The sequence below is a fragment of the Microbacterium sp. CGR1 genome, from assembly GCF_051062835.1.
Taxonomy (GTDB): Bacteria; Actinomycetota; Actinomycetes; order Actinomycetales; family Microbacteriaceae; genus Microbacterium.
In genome coordinates this window covers 457,404-482,220 of the sequence record NZ_JAOTPG010000001.1, presented here as the reverse complement: position 1 = coordinate 482,220, position 24,817 = coordinate 457,404, and the positions used below count along the sequence as shown (strand labels likewise).

Genomic DNA, 24,817 nt, shown 5'->3' with positions numbered 1-24,817 from the left:
TCCGCACGCAGCGTGGCCGCTGACGACCGCACGCTGAAGGTCAGCGGCGGAGCCCTGCCTCGATCAGCTCGGAGATCAGGTCGCCGTAGCTGAGGCCCGACGCGACCCAGCACTTCGGGAACATCGAGATCGGCGTGAACCCCGGCATGGTGTTCAGCTCGTTGACGACGAGTTCACCCGTAGATGTGAGGAACATGTCCACCCGGGCAAGGCCACGGCCGTCCACGGCCTCGAACGCGCGGATCGCGGCGTCCTGGATCGCGGCGATCTCGGACTCCTCGAGCTCGGCGGGGCAGACCACATCGACACCGTCGCCACCGAGGTACTTGCCCTCGAAGTCATAGAATCCGCGCGAGGTGAGCACGATCTCTCCCGGGAGCGATGCACGCACGCCATCTGCGCCCTCGAGCACAGCGACCTCGATCTCGCGGCCGACCACGCCGGTCTCGATCAGGACCTTGTCGTCCTCTGCGAAAGCGATCGCAAGAGCGGCATCGAGCTCGTCGGACTTTTCGACCTTCGAGACGCCGACACTCGACCCTGCCCTCGCCGGCTTGACGAACAGCGGCAGCCCGAGCTCCGCGGCAGATGCCCGGACGGCAGAGGCGTCCTGCGCCCACTGCCGCGCACGAACCGTCAGCCCCGCAGCCACCGAGAGACCGGCGGCGCGCAGGGCGATCTTCATGAAGTGCTTGTCCATGCACAGGGCGGAGTCGAGCACGCCGCCGCCGGCGTAGGGAACCTCGAGCGTGTCGAAATACCCCTGGATCGTGCCGTCCTCGCCGTGCGGACCGTGCAGGATGGGCAGCACGATGTCGATCTCGCCGAAGCTCTCGGTTCCGCCGTCGGGGCGCACCACACGCAGCGTCCGGTCGCCTCCCGGCTCGGGCCAGAGCACGCGACTCCCGTTGTCCGCCACCTCGGGAAGGTGGGCGGCATCCAGAGGGAACTTCGCGGGATCGTCGTCTTCGAGGACGAACGCGCCCTCGCGGGTGATCCCCACGGGGATCACCGCGTAGCGGTCGCGGTCAATCGCGCCCAGCACTCCGCCCGCCGTTGCGGAACTGATCGAATGCTCGCTGGAGCGCCCTCCGAAGAGCACCACCACCGTCTGCTTGTCCATGGTTGGTCCTCTCACCCTGGGGGGTGTCGTCGTCCGTCGTCAGGTGGGGTGCGATGTCGCGCGGGTTCATCTTCCCGTCGAGCACCATCTTCACCTGTTCGACGATGGGCATGTCCACTTCGGACTCGCGGGCGAGCTGCAGCACCGGCGCGACGGACGCGAGGCCCTCGGCGGTCTGCTGCATCTGCTTCACGACATCCTGGAAGCTGTATCCCTGACCGAGCAGGCGCCCGGCGGTGTTGTTGCGGCTGAGCGGCGACTGGCAGGTCGCGATGAGGTCGCCGAGGCCCGCGAGGCCCTGCAGGGTCTCGGGGTGGGCGCCGTTCGCGACCGCGAAGTCGGTCATCTCGACGAGACCGCGCGTGATGATCGATGCCTTCGTGTTCTCGCCGTACCCGACGCCGTCGACGATCCCGATCGCCACGGCGATGAGGTTCTTCAGCACCCCACCGAACTCCGTGCCGATCACGTCGGTGTTCACGAAGGTGCGGAAGTAGCTGTTGCGCGCGGCTCTCGCCACCTCTTCGGCCGTCTCCTGGCTGCGCGACGAGATCACGGCGGCCGTCGGCTGCTCACGGGCGATCTCGAGGGCGAGGTTCGGTCCCGATGCGACGGCGATGCGGTCGGGGTCGCAGCGCAGCTCCTGTTCGATCACCTGGCTCATGCGGAGACCGGTGGTGCGTTCGACGCCCTTCATCAGGCTGACGATCTTGGTGTCGCTGTCGTCGAGCAGCGGGCGCAGAGCCTTCAGGTTCTCGCGCAGCGACTGACTCGGCACCGAGAGGTAGACCTGATCGACGTCGCGCATGGCGATCGCGAGCTCGTGCGTCGCCGCCATCGTCCGAGGCAGGTTGATCCCGGGCAGATAGCGCGAGTTCCGCTTGGCCTCGTCGATCTCATGGGCGAGTTCGGCACGGCGCGCCCACATCGTGACCTGCGCCCCGCCGTCGGCGAGGATCTTGCCGAATGTGGTGCCCCAGCTGCCTGCGCCGATGACGGCGACCCGCGGGCCCGTGGCGACGTTGCGTTTAGGAGTCAAGGCGACCCGTCTCCTTCTGTCCGTGAGTCGAGGGATTCCAGCGCTCGGCGGGCGCCTTTTCGTCTCGCAGATCTTCGAGAAGCGCCGTGATGGCGTTCATCAGTCGGTTCGTCGCCTCGTTCAGCGCCGATGCCTCGCCCGCCCGTCCCCGCAGGTCGGAGACGTCGACGGGATCGCCGATGATCACATCGACGGGCTTGCGCAGCGGCCAGAGGCTCAGCCCCTTCTGGTAGCGCCCCATGATCTCCTGAGTGCCCCAGTGCGCCATCGGGATCAGCGGGATGCCGTCGGCGAGAGCGAGCCGGACCGCGCCGGACTTGCCCCGCATGGGCCAGAGATCGGGATCGCGGGTGAGCGTGCCCTCCGGGTACACGATCACACCGCGACCGTGTTCGACGAGCTCGGCCGACTGCTTCAGCGTCTGCTTCGCAGCGGATGCCGAAGACGAGCGTGCCACCGGGATCATCCCGGTGCTCCGCAGCACCCACCCGAGCACGGGGACCTTGAACAGGCTCTCCTTCGCCATGAATCGCGGAGCACGACCGATGCGCCACACCGCGAGGGCGACGACCAGAGGATCGAACTCCGAATAATGGTTCGGTGCGAGCACGTAGGCACCGTCACGCGGAAGCTTCTCGGCCCCCGTGATCCGCACCTTCGCCACCAGCGAGATCAAGGGCACGGCAATCGCCGCGACGGGCCAGAAGAAGCTCGGCCGCGTGGTCTCCGTCGAACGGGAACCCATCGGCGTCACCGGATGACGTCGAAGTCGGCACCCACGGCATCGAGCTTGGCGAGGAACTTCTCGTACCCGCGGCTGAGGATGTCGACTCCGGACACCCTCGACTCGCCCTCGGCGGTCAGCGCCGCGATCACGTGGCTGTAACCGCCCCGCAGATCGGGCACGACGATGTCTGCGGCGTGCAGCGGAGTCGGTCCGGTGATGACAGCGGCCTGTTCGAGGTCCCGGCGCGGGACGCGACGAGCGCCGTCCTGCAGCCCGCGTGGGTGCACGACGATGTCGGCGCCCATCTTGACGAGAGCCTCGGTGAATCCGAGACGGTTCTCATAGACCGTCTCGTGCACGACCGAGCGCCCCTTGGCCTGGGTGAGCGCCACGACGAGAGGCTGCTGCCAGTCGGTCATGAATCCGGGGTGCACGTCGGTCTCGACGATGACGGGCTTGAGCTCACCATCCCGGCGGAACAGGATCCCGTCCTCCTGGATGTCGAACCATCCGCCCGCCTTGCGGAACACGTTGAGGAACGTGAGCATCTCCTGCTGCTTCGCTCCGCCGACGAAGATCTCGCCGTCGGTCGCCAGCGCGGCCGATGCCCAGGACGCGGCCTCGTTGCGGTCGAAGATCGACCGGTGGTCGTACCCGCGAAGCGTCTCGACGCCCTCGATGAGGATGACGCGGTTCGGCTCGTACGAGATGATCGCGCCCATCTTCTGCAGGACCGCGATCAGGTCCATGATCTCCGGCTCGATGGCGGCGTTCCGCAGCTCCGTGGTGCCCTCGGCGCGGACGGCGGTGAGCAGCACCTGCTCGGTCGCTCCGACGCTCGGGTACGGGAGGTGGATGTTGGCTCCGTGCAGGCGGGCTCCGCCGGTCGAGAGGCGGATGCCGCTCGGGAGCTTCTCGACGATGGCGCCGAACTTGCGGAGCGCATCGAGATGGAAGTCGATCGGACGGTCGCCGATGCGGCAGCCGCCGAGATCGGGGATGAAAGCCTGGCCGAGACGATGCAGCAGCGGTCCGCAGAAGAGGATCGGGATGCGGGAGGCGCCGGCGTGGGCGTCGATCTCCTCGAAGTGGGCAGATTCGACGTCGCTCGGGTCGAAGACGAGAGCACCGGGCTCATCGCCATCCGAGACGCGCACGCCGTGGACCTCGAGCAGCGAGCGGACGACCGCGACGTCGCTGATGGCCGGGACGTCGCGCAGCACGCTGACGGTCTCACCGAGCAGCGAGGCCACCATCGCCTTGGTCGCGAGGTTCTTCGCGCCCTTGACGTCGACGCGGCCGCGCAGCGGGCGCCCTCCGCGAATGGCGAGGACGTCTCCGGTGAGTGGGGGAACTCCGTCCGGAAGAGCGTCGCGCACAGGTGTCGTCATTCGGAGCCTCACTTCATTCAACGGAATTCGGGGCGGGGTCGCCCTCGGCTCCCCCGCCTCGCCGTTCACTGCTGAACGGGAAGGGTCCGGGGCCGCCACGACTCGCGACGGGCCTCGAACTGCGCGATCTTGTCTTCGTTGCGCAGCGTGAGCCCGATGTCATCGAGCCCTTCGAGGAGCCGCCATCTAGTGTAATCGTCGATCCCGATGTCAGCCTGGATCTCACCGATCGACGCGGTGCGCGCCTCGAGGTCGACGGTGATGGATGCCCCGGGATTCCGGTCGATCTCGGCCCAGATCCGCTCGAGATCCTCTTCGGAGATCGTCGCGGCGAGGAGCCCTTGCTTGCCCGAGTTGCCCCGGAAGATATCCGCGAAACGCGGGCTCAGGACCACCGCGAAGCCGAAGTCGCGCAACGCCCAGACGGCATGCTCGCGGCTCGATCCCGTGCCGAAATCGGGGCCTGCGACCAGGACGGATGCCCCCTGGAAGGCGGCCTGGTTGAGCACGAACTCCGGATCCTGACGCCAGCCGTGGAACAGTGCGTCCTCGAACCCGGTCTTGGTGACCCGCTTGAGGAACACCGCGGGGATGATCTGGTCGGTGTCGACGTTCGACCGCTTCAGCGGAGCGGCGATTCCGGTGTGGGTGGTGAACTTCTCCATGGTCAGACCTCCGCCATCTCGTTCAGGTCGCTGGGGCTCGAAAGGGTGCCGCGGATCGCGGTCGCGGCCGCGACGAGCGGGGAGACCAGGTGCGTGCGTCCGCCCTTGCCCTGTCGACCCTCGAAGTTGCGGTTGGAGGTCGACGCGCAGCGCTCGCCCGGAGCGAGCTGGTCGGGATTCATCCCGAGGCACATCGAGCAGCCGGCGAATCGCCACTCCGCGCCGAAGTCCTTGATGATCTTGTCGAGCCCTTCGGCCTCCGCCTCCAACCGCACCCGGGCGGAGCCGGGAACGACCATCACGCGCACTCCGTCGGCCTTCTTCTTGCCTTCGACGATCGATGCGAAGGCGCGGAGATCCTCGATGCGGCTGTTCGTGCACGAGCCCATGAAGACGGCATCCACCGGCACCTCTTTGAGCGGCGTGCCCGGTGTCAGTGCCATGTACTCGAGTGCCCGCTCGGCTGCCGCGCGCTCGTTCGCGTCTGCGATCTCGGCGGGGTCGGGTACGGATGCCGACAGCGAGCTGCCCTGGCCCGGGTTCGTCCCCCAGGTGACGAACGGCTCGAGCTCGTCGGCGTCGATGAACACCTCGGCGTCGAACGTCGCGCCCTCGTCGGTGGGGAGCGTGCGCCAGTAGGCGACCGCGTCGTCCCAGTCCTGACCCTTGGGGGCGTGCGGGCGACCCTTCAAGTACTCGAACGTCGTCTCGTCGGGGGCGACCATACCCGCGCGGGCACCGGCCTCGATCGACATGTTGCAGATCGTCATCCGGCCCTCCATCGACAGCGCGCGGATCGCACTGCCGCGGAACTCCAAGACGTAGCCCTGGCCGCCGCCGGTGGTGATCTTCGCGATGACCGCGAGGATGATGTCCTTCGCCGTGACGCCGGGGCGCAGAGTGCCCTCGACGTTGATCGCCATCGTCTTGAACGGCTTCAGCGGCAGCGTCTGGGTCGCCATCACGTGCTCGACCTCGCTCGTGCCGATGCCGAACGCCATGGCTCCGAAAGCGCCGTGGGTGGACGTGTGCGAGTCTCCGCAGACCACGGTGATGCCGGGCATCGTGAGTCCGAGCTGCGGGCCGACGACGTGAACGATGCCCTGCTCGGCGTCGCCGAGCGAGTGCAGACGCACGCCGAACTCGGCGGCGTTGCGGCGCAGCGTCTCGATCTGCGTGCGACTGGTGAGATCGGCGATGGGCTTGTCGATGTCCCACGTCGGGGTGTTGTGGTCTTCGGTGGCGATCGTGAGATCGAGTCGGCGCAGCGGGCGCCCCTCGGAGCGCAAGCCGTCGAAGGCCTGCGGGCTCGTCACCTCGTGCACGAGATGCAGGTCGATGTAGATGAGGTCCGGCTCGCCGTTCTCGCCCTTGACGACGAGGTGGTCGTCCCAGACCTTCTCGGCGAGGGTCCTGCGGCGTGCGGGAGCAGAGTCTGCTGCGGGCATGTTCATTGCTTTTCTCCTGAAGCTGGCGGGTCGGCCCACGTTGGACTCCGCGACGAGGAGGGGCTCAGAACGAGGTCTCGTCGCGGCCGCTAAGAAGGAGCACGATCCGCATGACGTCAGATTACCACCGCTTCAGCGGGGGGAGTCGCCGCGTGACACGCTACTGTCACCCGCACCTTCGAGAGGCACCCGCATGACCGACGACACCACCGGCTTCGCCACCAGGGCCGTCCACGCCGCCAGGAATCAGGGTGCCGCCTCTTCTCGGGCGACCCCCATCTACCTGACGGCGGGCTTCGAGTTCGACGACTTCGACCAGGCGGCGAACCACTTCGGCACGGGCGCGGGCTTCGGGTACACCCGCACCGGCAATCCCACGATCCATGCGGTCGAGCGCCAGCTCGCCGCGCTCGAGTCGGGAGCGGACGCAGTTCTCGTCGCCAGCGGCCAGGCGGCGGTCGTCACCGCCCTCCTGACGGTGGCAGGAGCAGGCGACCACATCGTCTCGTCTACGCACATCTACGAGGGGACCCGCGGGCTCCTGCTCGACAACCTCGCCCGCCTCGGCATCGACGCCACCTTCATCGACGACATCGGGAACCCCGAGGCATGGCGGCAGGCCATCCGTCCGAACACCCGGGCGCTGTTCGCCGAGTCGATCGCGAACGCCCGGAACGACATCCTCGACATCGCGGCGGTGAGCGCCGTCGCCGACGACGCGGCGATCCCGCTCATCGTCGACAACACGCTCGCCACGCCGTTCCTCGTCCGCCCGCTGGAGCATGGTGCCGCGATCGTGGTGCACTCCGCGTCGAAGTTCCTCGCCGGCCATGGTTCCGTGCTCGGCGGGGTCGTCATCGACGACGGGCGCTTCGACGCCGAGAAGGCCGGCCACAACGCGCCGCACCTGGTTCTCCCCGGCCGCGGCGGCTTTCCGAGCGTCGCGTCCCGGCACGGCGGGAAGGCGCGGATCGCCTATGCGCGCGAATCCGTCGCACCCCGCTTCGGAGCGTCGCCGTCTCCTCTCAACGCCTTCCTGATCGGGCAGGGCGCCGAGACGCTCGGTCTGCGGGTCGAGCGCCAGTCCCGCAACGCCCTCGAGGTCGCCCGGTGGCTGGCGGCGCAGGATGCGGTCGAGAGCGTCGACTACGTGGGCCTCGAGACCCACCCCGACCACGCACTCGCTCAGAAGTACCTCCACGGCGGGTACGGCTCGATCTTCACGTTCACCCTTCGCGGCGGACTCGACGCGGCACGGGACCTCGTCGAGAGCGTCGATGTCTTCACGCACATGACGCACATCGGCGATGTGCGCTCGCTCGTGTTGCATCCCGGGACGACGAGCCACGCGCACCGCACGCAGGAAGAGCGGGATCTCCTGGGCGTCCGGCCCGGGACCCTGCGCCTCTCGATCGGCATCGAGGACGTCGCCGACCTCATCTCGGACCTCACCCGGGTGCTCGAGCCCGCACGGGAGGCCGTCGCATGAGCAGGCCCCAGCACTTCGGCTGGTTCCTGGCGCGCGGCTTCGGACCGCAGGGATGGGGATACCCGTCGCTGGACTGGGACTACGACTGGACCCGTCCCGAGATCTATCAGGAGGCCGCTCGCACGCTGGAGCAGGCCGGTTTCGACCTCGTCATCATCGAGGATGCGCCCTCTCTCGGTTCCGCGGAGACGATCGATCTGCGCGTGCGGCACGCGTTCGGCGGTCCGAAGCACGATCCGCTCCTGCTCGCCCCCTACCTCTTCCAGGCCACCCGGCATCTCGGGGTCGTGCCGACCGTCAACCCCGCGGCCTATCTGCCCTACACCGCGGCCAGGCAGTTCTCCACGCTGCAGCACCTCAGCGACCACCGGCTCGGACTCAACGTCGTCACCGACACCGGGAGCGCGCGTCACTTCTCCGCCGCGGACCAGCTCGGCCACGACGCCGCCTACGACCGCGCCGAGGAGTGGCTCGACGGCATCCGATCGCTGTGGCGGAGCTGGGGCCAGGACGCCCTGGTGCAGGACCGTGAGACGGGCGTGTTCGCCGACGGGTCGAAGCTGCGCGCAGTCAGACACCGTGGAGAGCACTTCGCGTTCGACGGCCCCCTGAACGCGGTTCCCTTCACGGAAGGCGAACCGGCGATCGTCTCCCCCGGGGGTTCCGGACGCGGTCTCGGCTTCGCGGGCGCCAACTCCGACGTGCAGCTCGCACTCGCGCCGCTGGACGAAGCGTCGGTCCGCGCGTACCGGGCGAAGATCCATGAGGCGGCGATCGCTGCGGGCCGCTCCCCCGCCGACATCACCATCCTGTTCGCGATCCAGCCGGTCATCACGTCGTCGCCGGAGGAGGCGGATCGCCTCGTCGCCGCATCCGCCCATCCCGACGACGCGGCCCTCGTGCAGATCGCTCGCAAGCAGTCGAGCGATCTCGAGACAGATCTGACGGCTCTCGATCTCGATCGCCCGCTCGACCTGTCGATCTTCGGAGAGCACGTCTCCCAGGGCAGCATCCGGCGCCTGGTCGGAGACCGCGGGAATGATGCCCCGCTGCGCGCGCACCTCACGGCTCTCGCACGAACCGGTCGCATCGCCGACCGCTCGGGGTTCGTCGGAACGGCCGAGGAGTTCGCCGACCTCATCGAAGAGCTCGGCGACTGGGGCAACGACGGTGTGCTGCTGTGGGGCGACTTCCACCCCGTGTCCCTGCACCGCACGCTCGACGAGCTCGTGCCGGTGCTCCGGCGCCGCGGACTCCTGCGCCGTGAGTACGTCGACGGCGGGCTGCAGGCGAATCTGCGCGCGTTCTGAGCGGACGGCGCTGCAGCGACTACCAGCCCATGGAGCCGGGCACGCCTTTGAAGGGACCGACGACGGTAGACGTCACCCACCCTCCGTAGAATCCTCCCGGCTGCGGAACGACGGTCTCGCCTCCGACCGTGCACTCGTCCATCGGACCCGCGTACACGGCGACGCTGTCCGCCAGCATCTCGTACCCGGGCGTGGGGTTCGGATAGTTCCAGGCCGCTCCCGCTGCCACCAGGCCTCCGCCCCGCACATCGAGATATCGAGCGGCTCCCTTGAATTCGCAGAAGGACGAGCCGGGAGCATCCACGAGCGCTCCTTCGACGAAGTCGACGATCGGCAGATAGAACACGGGAGGATGACTCGTCTCGAGCACCCTCACGGCGTTCGTGGTGTCAGCGATCAGTTCACCGCCCAAGCGGATCGTGACGCGCTCCGGCACCCGCTCGACCCTCGGCGGCCGGGGGTAGTCCCACACGGACTCCTGTCCGGGAGCGGGGGTGATCGGGTCGGGTCTGCGCATGACTTCACTGTACGGCGCTGTTCCCGATCCCGCGCTGTTCAGACGGGGACCTGCGGTGTTGACTGGGGCCATGGTCGCTCTCCCCATGTTCCCGCTCGGCTCGGTGCTCTTTCCTCACACGCCGCTGCTTCTCCGAGTGTTCGAGCCGCGGTACCTGACCATGATCGGACAGCTCCTCGACCAGGACGATCCGCAGTTCGGCGTGGTGCTCATCGAGCGCGGCCACGAAGTCGGCGGAGGCGATCGCCGAAGCAGCGTCGGCACGACGGCCAGGCTGGCGAGCGTCTCGGCGGATGCCGACGTGCTGCACATCGTCGCCGTCGGCACAGAGCGCTTCACGGTCGATCAGTGGATGGATGACGAGCCCTATCCGCGTGCCGAGGTGTCGCCGCTCCCGGAGCTGATCTGGAACGATGCGCTCACCCTGCTGCGCACCGAAGCCGAGGCGATCGTGCGGCGCGTCCTCGCTCGTGTCGAAGGGCCGTGGGACCCCGAGACAGAGCTGTCGGACGACCCGCTCGCGGCGTCATGGCAGCTCGCCGCCATCGCACCGCTCGGAGAGTACGACCAGCACGTGCTGCTGAGGTCGACGACCGTCGGCGCGTTGCTGCGTCAGGTCATCGACCTCACGCTCGAGGCCGAGCTGCTCTGGTCAGCCGAGTGAGCAGCTCCGCTCCTACTCGACGATCGCCGCCTTCTTCGCGGACGACTTCTCGCGCGACGCCGCGATGAGGCTCGCCACGGTCGCGACCGTCATCGAGACGACGATCACGCCGAGAGAGACGAGGTTGTCGATATCGGGCACCCATTCGACGTGCTGACCGCCGTTGATGAACGGCAGCTCGTTCTCATGAAGCGCGTGCAGGATGAGCTTGATGCCGATGAAGCCGAGGATCACCGCGATGCCGTAGTGCAGGTAGCGCAGGCGGTCGAGCAGGTCCCCCAGCAGGAAGTAGAGCTGACGGAGACCCATCAGAGCGAAGATGTTCGCCGCGAAGACGAGGAATCCGTTGGTCGTGATCTCGAAGATCGCGGGGATCGAGTCGATCGCGAAGATCAGGTCGGTGACGCCGATCGTGATGAACACGATGACCATCGGCGTCCACATGCGCTTGCCGTCGACCGTCGTACGGAGCTTCGATCCGTCGTACTCCTCGCTGATGTCGATCCTGCGACGGAGCAGCCGCACGATGAAGTTCTCGCGTTTGACGTCGTCTTCATGCTCTCCCTCCGGCATCGCCTGCTTGATGGCGGTGTAGATGAGGAAGGCGCCGAAGATGTAGAAGATCGGCGAGAAGTGCTCGATGACCGCCACACCGACGAGGATGAACGCCCCGCGCAGCACGAGAGCGATGATGATGCCCACCATCAGCACCTGCTGCTGCAGACGTCGCGGCACCGCGAACTGGGCCATGATCAGCACGAACACGAACAGGTTGTCGATCGAGAGGCTGTATTCCAGAGCCCACCCGGTGATGAAGTCGCCGGCATTGCGCCAGCCCGCGACATTCCCGAGCAGCACCGCGAAGAGCAGCGCGAGACCGACGTAGAACACGACCCACAGCGTCGACTCCTTGGTCGAGGGGATATGCGGCCGGAGTCGGATCAGGAGCAGGTCGCCGATCAGGATGATCGACAGCACGACCATCGAGGTGATCTCGAACCAGACAGGAATATCCACGGGTGCTCGGCACCTTTCGGGAGGGGTCGGAAAACAGCCGAAAGTCTCTCCCACGCACGAATGCGTCGCACGACCGGAGCAGCGATGACGGTGCTCGTGATGACGGTGGGTGCGCTTGCGGGATACTCCCTCTCGCGTCACCGATTGTAGCGCCAGTCTCGCCCCTGAGGTGACATGTGCGGATGACCGCGGCGATTCATCTGAGACGATGGGGCATCCTTCGACACTTCCCAGGTGAGAGACACCGAACGGAAACAGGATTCCCGTGCAGACGAGTGATCAGAAATGGGTGGCGCAGGCCGCGACAGGTGACGAGAGCGCCTTCCGCGAGCTGTACCGCGCACATGTCAGACCGGTCTACTGGATCGCCCACGGCCTGCTCGGCTCACCCGCCGATGCCGAGGACGTGACCCAGGAGACATTCGTCACCGCGTGGCGCAAGCTGCCGGGGCTCGAGTTGCACGGCGAGTCCCTGCTGCCGTGGCTCGCGACGATCTGCCGTTTCCAGGCCGCGAATCGGCTGCGACAACGCAGACGAGACCGGGCGAACACGACGGATGCCGTCGACGACACCATCCCGTCGACGATCAGCGTCGAGGAGCAGGTGATCACCGCAGCCTTGGCGACGCGGATCGCGGCAGAGGTGGGCACCCTGAGCGATCTGGATCGCGAGATCTTCCGCCTCTGCGCCGCAGAGGGGTACGCATACCAGGCCGCGGCCGACGAGCTGGGCGTGAGCCACGCGATCGTCCGGAACCGTCTCTCCCGAGTCCGCACCCGACTGCGCGGTGCCGTGAAGGAAGCGAGCGACGCATGAACGACAAGAACACTCCCGACGACCTCCCCGAGCTCTCGGACGCTGCAGTGACCCGCATCGAGCGCGCGGTGTTCGCGGAGATCGCGACCGAGCGCCCCGGTGAGACCCCCGCCGCAGCCCGCTCGCGGGCGCGCCGCCGACGCTGGCTGACAGGCACCGGGATAGCTGCTGCGTTCGTGGTGGGCGTGCTGGTCACTCCCCCGATCCTGGGCATCGTGGGCGGCAGCGCCATGAGCACCGCGGAAGGCGGAGGGATGCCCGCCGGCGTCGCCCTGGAGGACTCGCGATCCGGATCCGTCGATCAGAGCGCGCCCGGAGCCGCATCAGACTCGGCGGAGTCGTCGAGCCTGCTGCCGGGCGCCGTCGACGTCACCGACCGCGAGATCATCGCGACGGCGAACGCCACGGTCCAGGTGAAGGACATCGGTGACGCCGCCGCCGCGATCTCCGCACTCGCCGAATCGCGCGGCGGTTATGTCGAGAGCACCGAGATCGGGCAGAGCGTCACCGTCGACGGCACCTCGGAGCCTGCGCCCACCGACCCCGGGTACGGCTGGATCAGCATCCGCGTGCCTTCGGCCGATCTCGCCGCCGTCATCGACGACCTCGCCGACTCGGGCGAAGTGCTCTCCTCGTCGATCTCGAAGCAGGATGTCACCTCCACGGCGATCGATCTGCGTGCGCGCGTGGACGCCACCAGGGCATCGGTGCAGCGACTCACCGAGTTGATGTCGCAGACCGGCACGGTCGCGGAGCTGATCGAGGCCGAGGTCGCGCTCACGGATCGCCAAGCGCAGCTCGAGTCCTACGAGCAGCAGCTCGCCTCTCTCGACGACCAGGTCGCCATGTCGAGCCTGCAGGTGCAGCTGACCCGCACCACGCCACCGACGACGGCCGATCCGGCCGGCTTCGCAGACGGCCTCCTCGCCGGGTGGAACGGCCTCGTGGTGTCGTTGAACGCGCTGGTCGTGGCAGTCGGCTTCATCCTGCCGTGGCTCGCTCTCGCCGGAGCGGTCGTGCTGGTGATCTGGCTCATCCGGCGCGCACGGCGCACTCGTCGGGCAGCCGGCGAACCGTCCGCCGAGGACTGACGAGCATCCTCCGAAAGGGCCGCCACCCCCCCCAGGGAGTGGCGGCCCTTTCGCTGTTTTCCGCGGTATACAAGAAGTCTTGTGGGAACTCGGAACCGGTTCTACCGTTGCGTCCATGGAAGACATCTCGGTGATCACGGCTGTGCACCATCCTCTGCGCCGCCGCATCTACGACTACCTGCTGCTCTACGGCACCTCGCAGGTCACCACGCTCGCACGATCGCTCGGGAGCCAGGTCGGGAGCATCAGCCATCACCTGAGGATGCTCGAACGAGCCGGGCTCGTCGAGCGCGTCGAAGACCCCTCCGGCGACCGTCGTACCAGCTGGTGGAAGCTCGCTCGACGCGGCCTCACCTGGTCGGCGGAGGACTACGTCGACTCCCCCGCCGACGCTCTGCTGGCACGCGAGGCACAGCGCCAGGGCATTCGGATGCAGATCGATCGCCTTCAGCGGTGGCAGCGACGCCATGGTGACCCCGCCTACGCCGCGTACGACGCCTCGAACACCGAGACGACCGCCTGGGCGTCTCCTGACGAGCTCCGGGATCTGAGCGCGCGCCTTCTGCGCACGATGGAGGAATGGCGGGCGTCCGTCGACCTCGAGGACGGGCAGGAGCGCACGCCGATCTTCTTCTTCGCGCACGCGTTCCCGACGACGCCATGACCACCGCGGTCGACGCCGTGCAGCTGACGGAGCCTCCGCTCTTTCGGCGGGACCACCGTGTGCACGCCTGGATCGGCGTCAAGGCGCTCTCCGACGCCGGGGATGCCCTGTGGACCATCGCTCTCGCCTGGACTGCCGTGCAGACGGCTTCGCCCGCGATCGCCGGGCTCATCGTCGCCGCAGGGACGATTCCTCGGGCTCTCGTGCTGCTCTTCGGCGGTGTGATCGCCGACCGCTCCGATGCCCGGCGAGTGATAATGCTCTTCACCGTGCTGCGAGTCGGCGTGCTTGTCGCTGTGGCTGTCTGGGTCGTCGCGACCCCACCGACCGTCGGCGTCCTGCTGTTCGCGGCGATAGCCTTCGGAATCTGCGACGCGTTCTACGAGCCTTCGGCCGGAACCGTCGCCCGCCAGCTCGTGCGCCCGGGCGACCTCCCCTCCTACGGTGCGCTCGCGCAGACCGCATCGCGCCTCGGCACCATGGCCGGTGCGGCGATCGGCGGCGTACTCATCGCATACACGGGGCTCGTGGGCAGCGCGGCCGTCAACGCCCTCACATTCAGTCTCGTTCTCGCCTTCATCGCGATCTGGCTCCGGCCGCGCTTCCTGCTCGCCCGTGCGGCGAAGGAGTCCGCCCTGCACGGCATCGCCCGCGGATTCACCCATCTCGGCAGCCACCCGACGACCCGCACCCTCGTCATCGCGCTCTCAGGACTCAACCTCGCTGTCGGTCCGGCTGTGGGGATCGGCCTCGCTCTGCGCGCGCACGACGAGGGATGGGGCGCCCAGGCGGTAGGACTGTTCGAAGCGCTGCTCGGACTGGGTGCGGCGCTCGGCGCCGTCTCGGTCGTGAAGTGGCGCCCACGGAGGGAGGCATTCGCGGGCTTCTGGGCGCTCGCCGTGCAGGGGGCCGGGATCATCGCCCTCGGCTGGGGCCCTGTCTGGACGGTCGCGACCGCGGCCTTCGTCATCGGCGCGACCGCGGGATACGCCTCTGTCCTTCTGAGCGCCACCTTCGCCGGGACCGTCGACACGGCCTACCTCGGGCGTATGGGCTCGATCACCCGTCTCGGCGACGACTGCCTCATGCCCCTCGCCATGGCCGGGTTCGGCCTGCTCGCTTCGATCACGGCGGTCTGGGTACCTTTCGCTCTCTTCGGCGGCGCGATGATGGCGCTCATGGCCCTGCCACTGAGCAACCGCGTGTTCCGGCAGCTCGCCCTCGCGCCGACGACCTGACCCAGCTGCATCGACGCTCCCGTCCGACAGCGACCGTCGCCGCTAGAGTCATCGGCATGAGCAGTGCCGCCACCGATTCTCCGACCCGCACCGTCCCTGTGGGTCGCGATCTCACCCTCGATCTGGCGCGGGTCGTCTGCGTCGTCCTGGTCGTCTTCGTGCACATCCTGTTCACGGGCGTCGGGCGAGCGCCGGATGGAACGCTGTTGATCGAGCGCACCGTCGAAGCGCAGCCCTGGTTCACTGCGGCGTCCTGGATCGCGAACATCATGCCGCTGTTCTTCGTCGTCGGCGGATACGCGGCCCGTGCGGGATGGCGATCGGCGTCGGCACGCGGAGACTCCGCGGAGGACTTCGTGCGCGTGCGTCTCCTGCGGCTCGCGCGCCCCGCGCTCCCGCTGTTCGTCTTCTTCGCCGTCGTTCTCGGCGCGACGCGGTTGATCGGCGTCGACCCCGCCCTCGTCGACACGGTCGCGATCGGCGTCGGCTCTCCGCTGTGGTTCCTCGCCGCATACATGATCGTCCAGGCGCTCGCTCCGGCGATGATGCGACTGCACGAGAGATACGGCGCCTGGGTGCTTCTCGGCCTCCTGGCGGGCGCCGTGCTCGTGGACACGTTCCGGTTCACCGTCATCGGCGGATTCCTCGGCATCCAGCCTGTCGCCGGAACGGGCTACGGTCTCGGCCAGGAGCTCTTCGGCATCCCGAACATCGTGTTCGTCTGGCTGTTCGCGCAGCAGATCGGGTTCTTCCTGTTCGACGGCTGGTTCGGGGCGCGCCGCTGGTGGCAGCTGATGCTGCTCATCGGCGCCGGCTACGCGGCGCTCTGGGGCCTCGTCTCGATGGGCGGCTACTCGTGGAACATGCTGGGAAACCAGTGGCCTCCGACCACAGCCATGGTCATGCTCGCCGTCATCCAGGCCGCCGCCCTCACGCTGCTGCACGCACCCCTGACGGCGCTCATGAGGCGTCGAGCGGCCCAGGGCGTGGTCTTCCTGATCGGCTCACGACTCATGACCATCTACCTGTGGCATCTGCCGATGATCATGGTGCTCATCGGCATCCAGCTCGCACTTCCCTTCCCGCTCCCGGCCCCGGGAAGCGCGATCTGGTGGTGGACCCGACCGTTGTTCCTCGTCGTCGTCCTCGCCGCCGTCTGGGCGCTGTCGCTCTGGCTGATCAGGTTCGAGAAGGCCCCGGCAGCGGGCCCGACACGGTTCACCTCGAAGGCTGCTGTGATCGCCGCCGTGCTGGTGTTCATCGCGCCGATCATCGCCATCACCGCGTACGGCCTCGACTTCCCGCTCGCCGCGATCGCGCTCGGGTGCACCGCTCTCGCGCTGTGGCTGACGGGGGCCCGCAGGAACGCGGCCTGATCTCCGCGCCGGCGGCGATGCGCCGCCGATACGACGAAAGCCCTCGGCGAACCGAGGGCTTTCGTGTGTTGTGTGACCCCAGCGGGATTCGAACCCGCGTTACCGCCGTGAGAGGGCAGCGTACTAGGCCGCTATACGATGGGGCCGTCTGGCGGAACGTTTCCGTGCCGCGACAACTGTTCAAGTATGCCACGACGATTCTCGCGTCGCCAAATCGAGCCGGGCCGTCGTCGATTCCCGGGCGTGGCGCAGCCCAGCGGACGTTTGCCAGGGAGGCTCGGAAGGAGTTGACTCGTCTCATGCGCGTCACGAAATTCGAACATGCGGCTCTTCGTATCCAGCAGGGGGACGACATCCTCCTGATCGATCCGGGTTCATTCACCGCACCCCTGACCGATCTGGCCGGCCTCGTCGCCGTGGTGATCACCCATGAGCACCCGGACCACTGGACCCCCGAGCACCTCGACCGCATCCTGCGTGCAGCTCCGGGCACGCCGATCTACGCACCGGCCGGCGTCGCGCGCGTGGCCGACGGGTACGAGATCTCGGTCGTCGCGCCGGGCGACACCGTGGAGGTCGGAGCATTCTCCCTCCGCTTCTTCGGCGGCACGCATGAGGTGATCCACTCGTCTCTACCGACCGTCGACAATGTCGGTGTTCTGGTGAACGAGGAGTTCTACTATCCCGGAGACTCGTACGCCGTCCCCGAGGGCATCGAGGTCGGCACCCTTGCCGCTCCCCTGGGTGCTCCGTGGCTCAAGGTCGGCGAGGCGATGGACTACGTCCTGGCCGTGAAGCCGCGTCGCGCGTTCGGCACGCACGACATGACGCTCTCCGTCGCGGGCAAGACGATGCACCGTCAGCGACTGCAGTGGGCGACCGAGCAGGGTGGGGGCGAGTTCTCGGTGCTCGAGCCGGGCGAGTCGCTCGACATCTGAGCATGGCCGACTCCCCCTCGGCCGAGTACTCGCTCGACGAGGACGGCCTGCGCGCGCTGCTTCGCACCGCGGCGCCGCAGCTGGCCGATCTTCCGCTCAGGCTCTTCGCCGAAGGATGGGACAACGCGATGTGGCGCCTGGGTGCCGATCTCGTCGTGCGGCTGCCCAGGCGCGCTCTCGCGGTGCCGCTCATCGCGAACGAGCAACGCGCCCTGCCCGAGATCGGGCCGGCGCTGGCGGTGCTCGGCATCCGTACTCCTGTCCCCGTGCTCGCCGGAGCCCCGAGCGACGTCTTCCCGCGACCGTGGTCGGTGATCCCCTGGATCGACGGGTCGAGCGCCCTCGCATCGTCGCGGGTCGAGAACTCCTCCTGGGCACCACGGCTCGCCGAGGTGCTTCGGGCCCTGCACGCTCCGGCCCCCGACGATGCGCCGGTCAATCCCGTGCGCGGTCAGGAGCTGGCCACCCGAGACGAGGCCATGCGTCCTCGCCTCGATGCCCTCCCACCCCGGTCTGCGTTGCGCGATGCCTGGGCCGCGGGGCTGGCGGCGACGCCGAGTGTCGAACAGGTCTGGATCCACGGCGACCTCCACCCCGGCAACATCCTGGTTCACGAGGGCTCGCTCGCTGCGCTCATCGACTTCGGCGACGTCACCGTCGGCGACCCCGCCTACGACCTCGCGTCGGCATGGATGCTCTTCGATGCCCCGGGGCGCGAGGTGTTCCGGGCTGCGACAGGCTCTCGGTACGACGACGCGACCTGGGTGCGCGCGCGAGCGTGGGCCGCCTACATCGCGCTCGTGCTGCTGACGCAGAGCGACGACCGACCCGACCACTTCGCCGTGGGTCAGAGCACCGCCGCAGAGCTCGACGCAGACTGAGCCTGCGCTGCTCGCACGCGAAGGTCACGCGCGAGATGATCGCGCTGCTCGACGACGAGACGTCGCAGAGCGGCAGGTGCCGAGGGGTTGTCGGCGATCCAGGCATCCACCGACTCGAGGCTCGGCGCGGCCGGGAACAGCCCCACAACCAGGCGCCGGGCCAGCTCGATGCTCCGCTCCGACCAGGCGTCGCCGATCCTCGCGAAGTACTCGTCGTCGAAGCCCGCGATCAGGTCGCGTCGTCCGCCTGCACGGAATCCGCTGATGACCGCGTCGAGATGATCGTTGCTGAGCGACTCGTCGTTCCACGCCTGCTCCCAGGCGTCGGCACGCACGGCGATATCCGGGATCGATGCGAGGGCACGGCGCGCGGCGGTACGGCCGCTCCCGGTGTCGTCGACCTGCTGCTCCGCCGTGATCTCGTCCACGCCGGCATGACCCGTCGTCACGAGAGCGGTCAGCAGCTGCCACCGGAGGTCCGGGTCGACGACGAGCCCGTCGGGCGTCTCTCCGTCGAGGATCGCGCGGATGTCGTTGGCGCGTGCGTCATCGAAGGCGGATGCCGCCGCGAGAGCGCGTGCCCACGAGAGCTGCCCATCGCTGCCGGAATCCGCTGACTGGAGCGCGCTCCATGCCGCCTCCACCCACTGCCTCTGCTCGTGCGCCCGGTTCTCCTCGGCGACGTAGTGCCGGATCGCGAAGAGCGCGTTCGCGAGCACGCCGCTCAGGAGACCGATGTTCGACTCACCAGGCGCATGCGCACGGACGATCGACGTGTACCGGGTCGCCGCGAGCTCTCCGTCCCTGGTGGCGTTCCAGAGAGACGACCAGATGACGGCTCGCGCGAGCGGATCTTCGACGGCGGAGAGCGAGTTCTGCACGGTCGTCAGCGATGCCTCATCGAGGCGCACCTTGGCGTAGGTGAGGTCATCGTCGTTGAGCAGTACGAGGGCAGCGTCGGGCAGCTCCACCGGAGTGCGCTCGTCGTGGATGTCGAGCGCGATCTGGTCACGGCGCACGACGCGGCCGTCGATGTCGTCGTACAGTCCGATGCGCAGGCGATGAGGGCGCGGATCGGACTGCACGAGCACGGATGCTCCATCTGCATCCTTCTCGATCCAGAGCGTCGAGACTCCCGTGGTCTGCAGCCAGGCGCGCGACCACTCGGACATGTCGCGACCCGAGACCGCGCTGAGCTGCACGAGGAAGTCGTCGAGCGTCGTGTTCCCGAACGCGTTCTGCGCGAAGTACCTGCGAGCACCGTCGAAGAACGCGTCATCGCCGACGAAGGCCACCAGCTGCTTGAGCACGGCTGCGCCCTTGGCGTACGTGATCCCGTCGAAGTTCAGTTTGGCCGCTTCGAGGTCGGTGATGTCCGCGACGATCGGATGGGTCGTCGGCAACTGGTCCTGCTGGTACGCCCAGGCCTTGCGGTTGGCGGCGAACTTCACCCACGCGTCGTGGAAGCGCGTCGCGACCGCGGACGCGTGCGAACCCATGTAGTCGGCGAAGGACTCCTTGAGCCACAGGTCATCCCACCACTTCATCGTCACGAGGTCGCCGAACCACATGTGGGCCATCTCGTGCAGGATCGTGTTCGCGCGAGCCGCCCGCTGGGCATCCGTCGCGGCGCCCCGCGAGAGGTACGCCTCGGTGAAGGTGACGAGCCCCGGGTTCTCCATCGCGCCGAGGTTGTACTCGGGGACGAAGATCTGGTCGTACTTTCCCCACGGATACGGGTACGCGAAGGCATCCGTGAAGAAGTCCAGACCCTGACGCGTGACCTCGAGGATCTCATCCGACTCCAGATACTGCGCCAGTGACTGCCGCACGAACACGCCCAGCGCGATGTGCTGATCGTCGCGCCGCCACTCGCCGTCGACGCGGGCATAGGGCCCCGCGGCGACGGCGGTGATGTAGCTCGAGATCGGCAGCGTCGGGGCGAACTCGACGCGCTGCACGCCGACACCGACGTCGACGGCCGCGGCGGACTGGTTCGAGAGAAGCTCCCACCCCGCCGGCGCATCGATCACGAACGTGTAGGGAGCCTTGATGTCCGGCTGCTCGAAGCACGCCATGACACGCCGCGAGTCTGCGGGCTCGTACTGCGTGTAGAGGTAGGTGCGCTCATCGACGGGATCGTGGAAGCGGTGCAGCCCCTCGCCCGACCGACTGTAGACCCCGACCGCCTCGACTCGGACCGTGTTCACATCCGCGAGGCCTCGCAGGGCGATCCGGGCGCCGTCGTAGACGATCTCCTGGTCGACGCCGTTGACGACGAGCCGCTCCACGCTCTCGCCGATGAAGTCGAGCCAGGTCGACGAGGTCGTCGATGCGAATTCGAGCGTCGTGACCGTCGGGAACCCACTGCGATTCCGCTCGGGCGCTCCGGTCAGATCGAGTTCGACGCGGATGCTGCGAACGGAGATGGCGGCGGATCGCGCCGCGGTCTCCTCTCGCGTGAGGTTGGCGGTGTGCATGTCTCCATCCTTTCATCCGACGCCGAAGCTCATGGCCCACCCCGCGCCTGCGTTGCGTTATGCAACAGACAGGTCTAGAGTTGCAGTATGCAACAAATCGACGAGGCGGACGCACGAGGTCAGGACAGCGCGACGGTGCTGCGGTCCCTGCTGGCGATCACCCGCCGGGGTCTGGTCGATGCCCGGTCCGGCGAGACGCGACTCTCGATCACAGACCAGTCGATCGTGATGGCCATCGCCGATGAGCCGGGCATCCGCTCGACGGACATCGCGCAGATGTTCCGGCTCAACCGTTCGACGGTGTCCCGGCAGCTGTCGTCCCTCATCGCCCTCGGGCTCGTGCAGGAGATGCCTGCGACGGCGGGACGCGGGCGCCCACTGGCACTCACGCCCGAGGGCGAGGAAGCCTTCCGCGGAACGCTCGACACGCTCCAGCACGTGATCGACGCACATCTCGCGCAGTGGTCGGATGCGGAGGTGTCGCGCTTCGCGCACGACCTGCAGCGCTTCGACCGCGGCGACGCCGCATCATGACCCCGGCCCACAAGGCCATCAGAGAAGGAAGAGAAATGAAGAACATCACCGTTCTCGGCACCGGCGTCCTCGGATCGCAGATCGCGTTCCAGACCGCCTTCCACGGATTCGACGTCGTCGCGTACGACATCGATCAGGCTGCGCTCGACCGCGCAGCCGAGCGCTTCGAAGCGCTCGCGGCGCGCTACGTCGCAGACGGCGTCGAGAACGCGGCTGACGGGGGCGCGCAGTCGGCCGTCGGTCGCATCCGCCTCACCTCCGACCTCGCGGATGCCGCTGGCAACGCCGATCTCGTGATCGAGGCCGTCCCGGAGAGCCTCGAGCTCAAGCAGGGCATCTACCGCACGCTCGCGGACGCGGCACCCGCCACGACGATCTTCGCGACGAACTCCTCGACTCTGCTGCCGAGCGCCCTGTCGAAGTCCACCGGACGCCCCGATCGCTTCCTCGCGCTGCACTTCGCGAATGAGATCTGGTCGCACAACACCGCCGAGGTGATGGGCACGCCCGACACCGACCCCGCCGTCTATGAGACGGTCGTGGAGTTCGCCACGCAGATCGGCATGGTCCCGATCCAGATCAAGAAGGAGAAGGCAGGGTACCTGCTGAACTCCCTCCTCGTGCCGTTCCTCGAGGCGGGCGCCGAACTCCTCGTCGACGGGATCGCCGAGCCTGAGGCGATCGACGCGACCTGGCGCATCGGCACCGGTGCTCCCGCCGGCCCGTTCGAGATCTACGACATCGTGGGTCTGACCACGGCCTACAACATCTCGCGCATGGGCGGGGAGAAGCAGCAGCGCTTCGCCGATCTGCTCAAGGAGCAGTACATCGACAAGGGCAAGCTCGGCGTCGCCACCGGAGAGGGCTTCTACACCTACCCGCGCGAGAGCTGAGCCCTCTGCTCTCGCGCTCCGACCGGGTCGCCGGGTTCATCCGCGCGACCTGGTCGCTCCATCCGTGGAGCAAGCCGATGGCCGATCATCGCGTAGAGCGCGCGCGATGCCGATTCGAGCCGCGCCGCATCCTCGCCGTTCCCCCTGGCCTCGGCGATCCGCGCGAGGATTCCGTCGCTGCGGGCGATCTCGGCCCGATCTCCCGTAGCCTCCGCGATGCTCCTGGCCTCACTGGCCTGAATCTCAGCTTCAGCCAGGCCATGCTCGTCGGGCACCGGGAGCATCGCAAGCAGAAGGATCTCTGCGAGCGAGTTCGCCGCCTCTGTGGCGATCAGAGGGGACCCGGCGAGCTCGGCATCGTGCAGGACATCGCGCGCCGTTGCCGCCGCCCTCGCGTGCGCACCCGACCGCGCATCGATACGCGCCCCCAGCAGCACGAGGTCGGCTGAGGTCCCGAACTCAGCCGACGCTTCGGTGACCCCGATCGCCTCGCCCAGCCGCTCTCGGGCGAGTCCGTCGTCACCCCGCGCCTCGGCGATGAGCGCTCGCGTGCGCCGCACGAAGGGCAGCGACGCGCCACTCGACAGAGCAAGGAGGTCGCCGAGCTCGTTCTCCGCATCGTCGAGGCGACCGACCGCGAGCAGACACAGTGCCCGGTTCCCCCGGACGATCACCGTGTTGAGTTCGTCCGCCTCACTCTCGGCCATAGCCAGAGCATCGGAGTACTGTGCCTGCGCCTCGTCGTAGCGCGCGAGAATTCGCAGGGTATCGGCGTGGTTTCCTGTCGCTCGACCTTCGATCACGCGGTCGCCAGCAGACTGCGCATGCTCGATCGCGGCACGATACGACGTCAGCGCCTCGTCGAGATGACTCATCCACCGCTGCACGTTCCCGATCTGATTCCACGTGCGGGCGAGCGCTGCTCCCTCGGCGACGCGACGGACTCTGTGCAGTGTGACGAGCGCCTCGTCGAAGCGGCCCAGCTTCTCGGCGCAGTATGCGACGCCGAGCGCCAGTTCGGGGATCAGATGGAGTCCCGCTCCCCTCGTGGCGAGATCGTGGAGGCGGAGCGACTCGTTCCACATCGACCAGCGCGACAGTGCGGGGTGCGCATCGAGGGCGAGGCTTTCGACCAGGTCGTCGACCCCGTGGTCGCGCGCCGCCGTCGCGACCGCGAGCACGGTGGCGACCTCTCTCGCTGCATAGTCCCGGTCGCCCACCACACGATCGAGCACGGCGCGACCTGCTCGCGTGACGAACGAGCGCCTGACCGACTCGGGCCGCAACGACCTCGAGCGCTCCCGGGCGAAAGCGAACACGGTGGCGTGCATCACCACGCGACCGTCACGGCGCTCGATCAGGTGGCGGGAGCGGAGACGGTCGAGACCGGCGGACGCCTGAGATCCGGCGGCAGCGAGGAGCACACTCTCATCGAAATCTCGATCGATCAACGCCGCGTCCGCGAGGAGATCGGCGTCATCGCTCCCGAGCGCGCGGGTGGCTGCTTCGAGCACAGGCCGCATTCTCGCGTCCCTCGGTTCGTTCTCGAAACGCGAGGCGAGGTCCTCGAAAGTCCATCCCGACTGCTCACGGACGATGCCGGCGAGCATCGCTATGTCCACGGGAAGCCCGCCGCTCACCGCGACGACCCGGTCGACGTCCGGCGCGGTGAAGGACTGCGGGGGCGCCGTCCCGCTCTCCTCGCGCGTGAGGAGGTGCACGAGGAGTCGCGCGGCGTCATCTGCCTCGAGCGGCGCGATCGCGATGTGACGGGCTCGGATTCCGTCTGCCTGCAGCTGCTCGGCGAAAGAGGCGAGGTCGACGCGCGAGGTGACCAGGTAACGCACCCCGGGCACGATCAGCGGGAGCAGACGCTGAGCCCCGCCGGCGTCCTCGAGAACGCACGTCACACCGTGGGCGACGGCGGCTAGGCGCGCGCGCAAGAGCCCGATCTCGTAGGGCAGGGACCGTTCCCCGAGCGCCGCGAGCATGCGTCGCAGCACATCCACGGGGTCAGCAGACGGCCAGCCGATGTAAGACTCGCGCAGGTCGACGCTGAGTACCCGATCGCCCTGCGCCAGCGCCGTCGCCAGTGTGCTCTTGCCCACCCCAGGCAGCCCGGTGAGCAGCATGACGTCGGCTGCCGGCAGCGACGCGAGCAGCCTCTCGCGCCCGATCTCGGCGCCGTCGACAGCTCTCGTCTCGAACTCGACCGGGATGTGGACCCCGGATCGGTCGCCGTTCAGTGAACGCGCTGATGCGCTCCACCCGGACGCCTCCTCATCGGACGTGCCGAGCGCCCGCAGGATGTCACCGACCAGCCGATCGTCGACCCTGCGCCGTCCTGGGCGGAAGCAGTCGTACACGGTGACCTTCGCGGGCCCCTCGCCGCCGCGGATCGCCCCGATCCTGCGAGCGATCTCCGCATAAGACGGGGATCCCGCCGCGGCGCGAATCGTCCCCAGCAATGCACACAGCTCGTCGAGGGTGCGCGGATCGGGCATGTCATGAGCCT

General features: G+C 68.1%; 22 protein-coding genes and 1 tRNA gene. 12 read left to right on the top strand and 11 right to left on the bottom strand.

Translation table 11 applies throughout. The features are described 5' to 3' along the window. Nucleotides 1-40: 40 nt before the first annotated feature. The 6 genes from OD997_RS02340 to leuC form a co-directional block, all read right to left on the bottom strand. Entirely contained in the window at nucleotides 41-1,123 is a 1,083-nt protein-coding gene (locus OD997_RS02340) for a D-alanine--D-alanine ligase family protein (protein ID WP_434330190.1), read from the bottom strand. After that, nucleotides 1,029-2,162: an NAD(P)H-dependent glycerol-3-phosphate dehydrogenase gene (locus OD997_RS02335; protein WP_056307985.1), complete on the bottom strand. Its 1,134-nt coding sequence runs from the start codon at nucleotides 2,160-2,162 to the stop codon at nucleotides 1,029-1,031. The genes OD997_RS02340 and OD997_RS02335 overlap by 95 nt, the downstream gene beginning before the upstream one ends. Continuing rightward, entirely contained in the window at nucleotides 2,152-2,907 is a 756-nt protein-coding gene (locus tag OD997_RS02330) for a lysophospholipid acyltransferase family protein (protein WP_434330189.1), read from the bottom strand. Before OD997_RS02330 ends, OD997_RS02335 begins: the two co-directional genes overlap by 11 nt. 5 nt (nucleotides 2,908-2,912) lie before the next feature. Continuing rightward, nucleotides 2,913-4,280, bottom strand: coding sequence for a UDP-N-acetylglucosamine 1-carboxyvinyltransferase (gene murA / locus OD997_RS02325; RefSeq protein ID WP_056307987.1), 1,368 nt, complete (start codon nucleotides 4,278-4,280; stop codon nucleotides 2,913-2,915). A gap of 65 nt (nucleotides 4,281-4,345) precedes the next feature. After that, the gene (leuD, locus tag OD997_RS02320; protein WP_434330188.1) at nucleotides 4,346-4,945 is read right to left on the bottom strand and encodes a 3-isopropylmalate dehydratase small subunit; all 600 of its coding nucleotides are present in this window, start codon (nucleotides 4,943-4,945) and stop codon (nucleotides 4,346-4,348) included. A gap of 2 nt (nucleotides 4,946-4,947) precedes the next feature. Beyond that, complete coding sequence (leuC, locus tag OD997_RS02315) at nucleotides 4,948-6,399, bottom strand: 3-isopropylmalate dehydratase large subunit (RefSeq protein WP_434330187.1); 1,452 nt, start codon at nucleotides 6,397-6,399, stop codon at nucleotides 4,948-4,950. A gap of 187 nt (nucleotides 6,400-6,586) precedes the next feature. Between leuC and OD997_RS02310 the strand changes: the two genes are divergently transcribed. Both OD997_RS02310 and OD997_RS02305 read left to right on the top strand, forming a co-directional pair. Next, nucleotides 6,587-7,882 (top strand): O-acetylhomoserine aminocarboxypropyltransferase/cysteine synthase family protein, encoded by a 1,296-nt coding sequence (locus tag OD997_RS02310; RefSeq protein WP_434330186.1) that lies wholly within the window; start codon nucleotides 6,587-6,589, stop codon nucleotides 7,880-7,882. Further along, nucleotides 7,879-9,192, top strand: a complete 1,314-nt coding sequence (locus OD997_RS02305) for an LLM class flavin-dependent oxidoreductase (RefSeq protein WP_434330185.1) — start codon at nucleotides 7,879-7,881, stop codon at nucleotides 9,190-9,192. Before OD997_RS02310 ends, OD997_RS02305 begins: the two co-directional genes overlap by 4 nt. 19 nt (nucleotides 9,193-9,211) lie before the next feature. Here OD997_RS02305 and OD997_RS02300 read toward each other — a convergent pair whose 3' ends face one another. Beyond that, complete coding sequence (locus OD997_RS02300; RefSeq protein ID WP_434330184.1) at nucleotides 9,212-9,709, bottom strand: DUF427 domain-containing protein; 498 nt, start codon at nucleotides 9,707-9,709, stop codon at nucleotides 9,212-9,214. Nucleotides 9,710-9,779: 70 nt separating this feature from the next. Between OD997_RS02300 and OD997_RS02295 the strand changes: the two genes are divergently transcribed. Continuing rightward, nucleotides 9,780-10,373, top strand: a complete 594-nt coding sequence (locus OD997_RS02295) for an LON peptidase substrate-binding domain-containing protein (RefSeq protein WP_434330183.1) — start codon at nucleotides 9,780-9,782, stop codon at nucleotides 10,371-10,373. A 12-nt stretch (nucleotides 10,374-10,385) separates the two neighbouring features. On the opposite strand, the gene OD997_RS02290 is transcribed toward OD997_RS02295, so the two are convergent. After that, on the bottom strand, nucleotides 10,386-11,390 hold the full coding sequence (locus tag OD997_RS02290) for a TerC/Alx family metal homeostasis membrane protein (protein ID WP_434330182.1): 1,005 nt from the start codon (nucleotides 11,388-11,390) through the stop codon (nucleotides 10,386-10,388). 259 nt (nucleotides 11,391-11,649) lie between these two features. On the opposite strand from OD997_RS02290, the gene OD997_RS02285 reads away from it, so the two are divergent. The 5 genes from OD997_RS02285 to OD997_RS02265 all read left to right on the top strand — a co-directional run bounded on the left by OD997_RS02285 (nucleotide 11,650) and on the right by OD997_RS02265 (nucleotide 16,576). Beyond that, on the top strand, nucleotides 11,650-12,207 hold the full coding sequence (locus OD997_RS02285; protein ID WP_434332319.1) for an RNA polymerase sigma factor: 558 nt from the start codon (nucleotides 11,650-11,652) through the stop codon (nucleotides 12,205-12,207). After that, nucleotides 12,204-13,298 (top strand): DUF4349 domain-containing protein, encoded by a 1,095-nt coding sequence (locus OD997_RS02280; protein ID WP_434330181.1) that lies wholly within the window; start codon nucleotides 12,204-12,206, stop codon nucleotides 13,296-13,298. The genes OD997_RS02285 and OD997_RS02280 overlap by 4 nt, the downstream gene beginning before the upstream one ends. Nucleotides 13,299-13,413: 115 nt before the next feature. Beyond that, nucleotides 13,414-13,962 (top strand): ArsR/SmtB family transcription factor, encoded by a 549-nt coding sequence (locus OD997_RS02275; protein WP_434330180.1) that lies wholly within the window; start codon nucleotides 13,414-13,416, stop codon nucleotides 13,960-13,962. Continuing rightward, the gene (locus OD997_RS02270; protein ID WP_434330179.1) at nucleotides 13,959-15,200 is read left to right on the top strand and encodes an MFS transporter; all 1,242 of its coding nucleotides are present in this window, start codon (nucleotides 13,959-13,961) and stop codon (nucleotides 15,198-15,200) included. The genes OD997_RS02275 and OD997_RS02270 overlap by 4 nt, the downstream gene beginning before the upstream one ends. Nucleotides 15,201-15,256: 56 nt before the next feature. Continuing rightward, nucleotides 15,257-16,576, top strand: a complete 1,320-nt coding sequence (locus OD997_RS02265; RefSeq protein ID WP_434330178.1) for an acyltransferase family protein — start codon at nucleotides 15,257-15,259, stop codon at nucleotides 16,574-16,576. 73 nt (nucleotides 16,577-16,649) lie between these two features. On the opposite strand, the gene OD997_RS02260 is transcribed toward OD997_RS02265, so the two are convergent. Beyond that, a tRNA-Glu gene (locus OD997_RS02260) sits at nucleotides 16,650-16,722 on the bottom strand. 153 nt (nucleotides 16,723-16,875) lie between these two features. On the opposite strand from OD997_RS02260, the gene OD997_RS02255 reads away from it, so the two are divergent. Both OD997_RS02255 and OD997_RS02250 read left to right on the top strand, forming a co-directional pair. Next, nucleotides 16,876-17,514 (top strand): MBL fold metallo-hydrolase, encoded by a 639-nt coding sequence (locus OD997_RS02255; protein WP_434330177.1) that lies wholly within the window; start codon nucleotides 16,876-16,878, stop codon nucleotides 17,512-17,514. A gap of 2 nt (nucleotides 17,515-17,516) precedes the next feature. After that, nucleotides 17,517-18,395 (top strand): aminoglycoside phosphotransferase family protein, encoded by an 879-nt coding sequence (locus tag OD997_RS02250; RefSeq protein ID WP_434330176.1) that lies wholly within the window; start codon nucleotides 17,517-17,519, stop codon nucleotides 18,393-18,395. Here the strand turns inward: OD997_RS02250 and pepN are convergent. Further along, nucleotides 18,362-20,875 carry an aminopeptidase N gene (gene pepN / locus OD997_RS02245; RefSeq protein ID WP_434330175.1) on the bottom strand — a complete coding sequence of 838 codons (2,514 nt, stop codon included), beginning with the start codon at nucleotides 20,873-20,875 and terminating at the stop codon, nucleotides 18,362-18,364. The two genes, OD997_RS02250 and pepN, sit on opposite strands and share 34 nt — an antisense overlap. 87 nt (nucleotides 20,876-20,962) lie before the next feature. Here pepN and OD997_RS02240 point away from each other — a divergent pair, with 87 nt between their 5' ends. After that, on the top strand, nucleotides 20,963-21,409 hold the full coding sequence (locus OD997_RS02240) for a MarR family winged helix-turn-helix transcriptional regulator (protein ID WP_434330174.1): 447 nt from the start codon (nucleotides 20,963-20,965) through the stop codon (nucleotides 21,407-21,409). Between the two features lie 35 nt (nucleotides 21,410-21,444). Next, complete coding sequence (locus tag OD997_RS02235; RefSeq protein WP_434330173.1) at nucleotides 21,445-22,302, top strand: 3-hydroxyacyl-CoA dehydrogenase; 858 nt, start codon at nucleotides 21,445-21,447, stop codon at nucleotides 22,300-22,302. Here the strand turns inward: OD997_RS02235 and OD997_RS02230 are convergent. Next, nucleotides 22,284-24,806, bottom strand: coding sequence for a tetratricopeptide repeat protein (locus OD997_RS02230; RefSeq protein ID WP_434330172.1), 2,523 nt, complete (start codon nucleotides 24,804-24,806; stop codon nucleotides 22,284-22,286). The two genes, OD997_RS02235 and OD997_RS02230, sit on opposite strands and share 19 nt — an antisense overlap. Nucleotides 24,807-24,817: the final 11 nt, after the last annotated feature.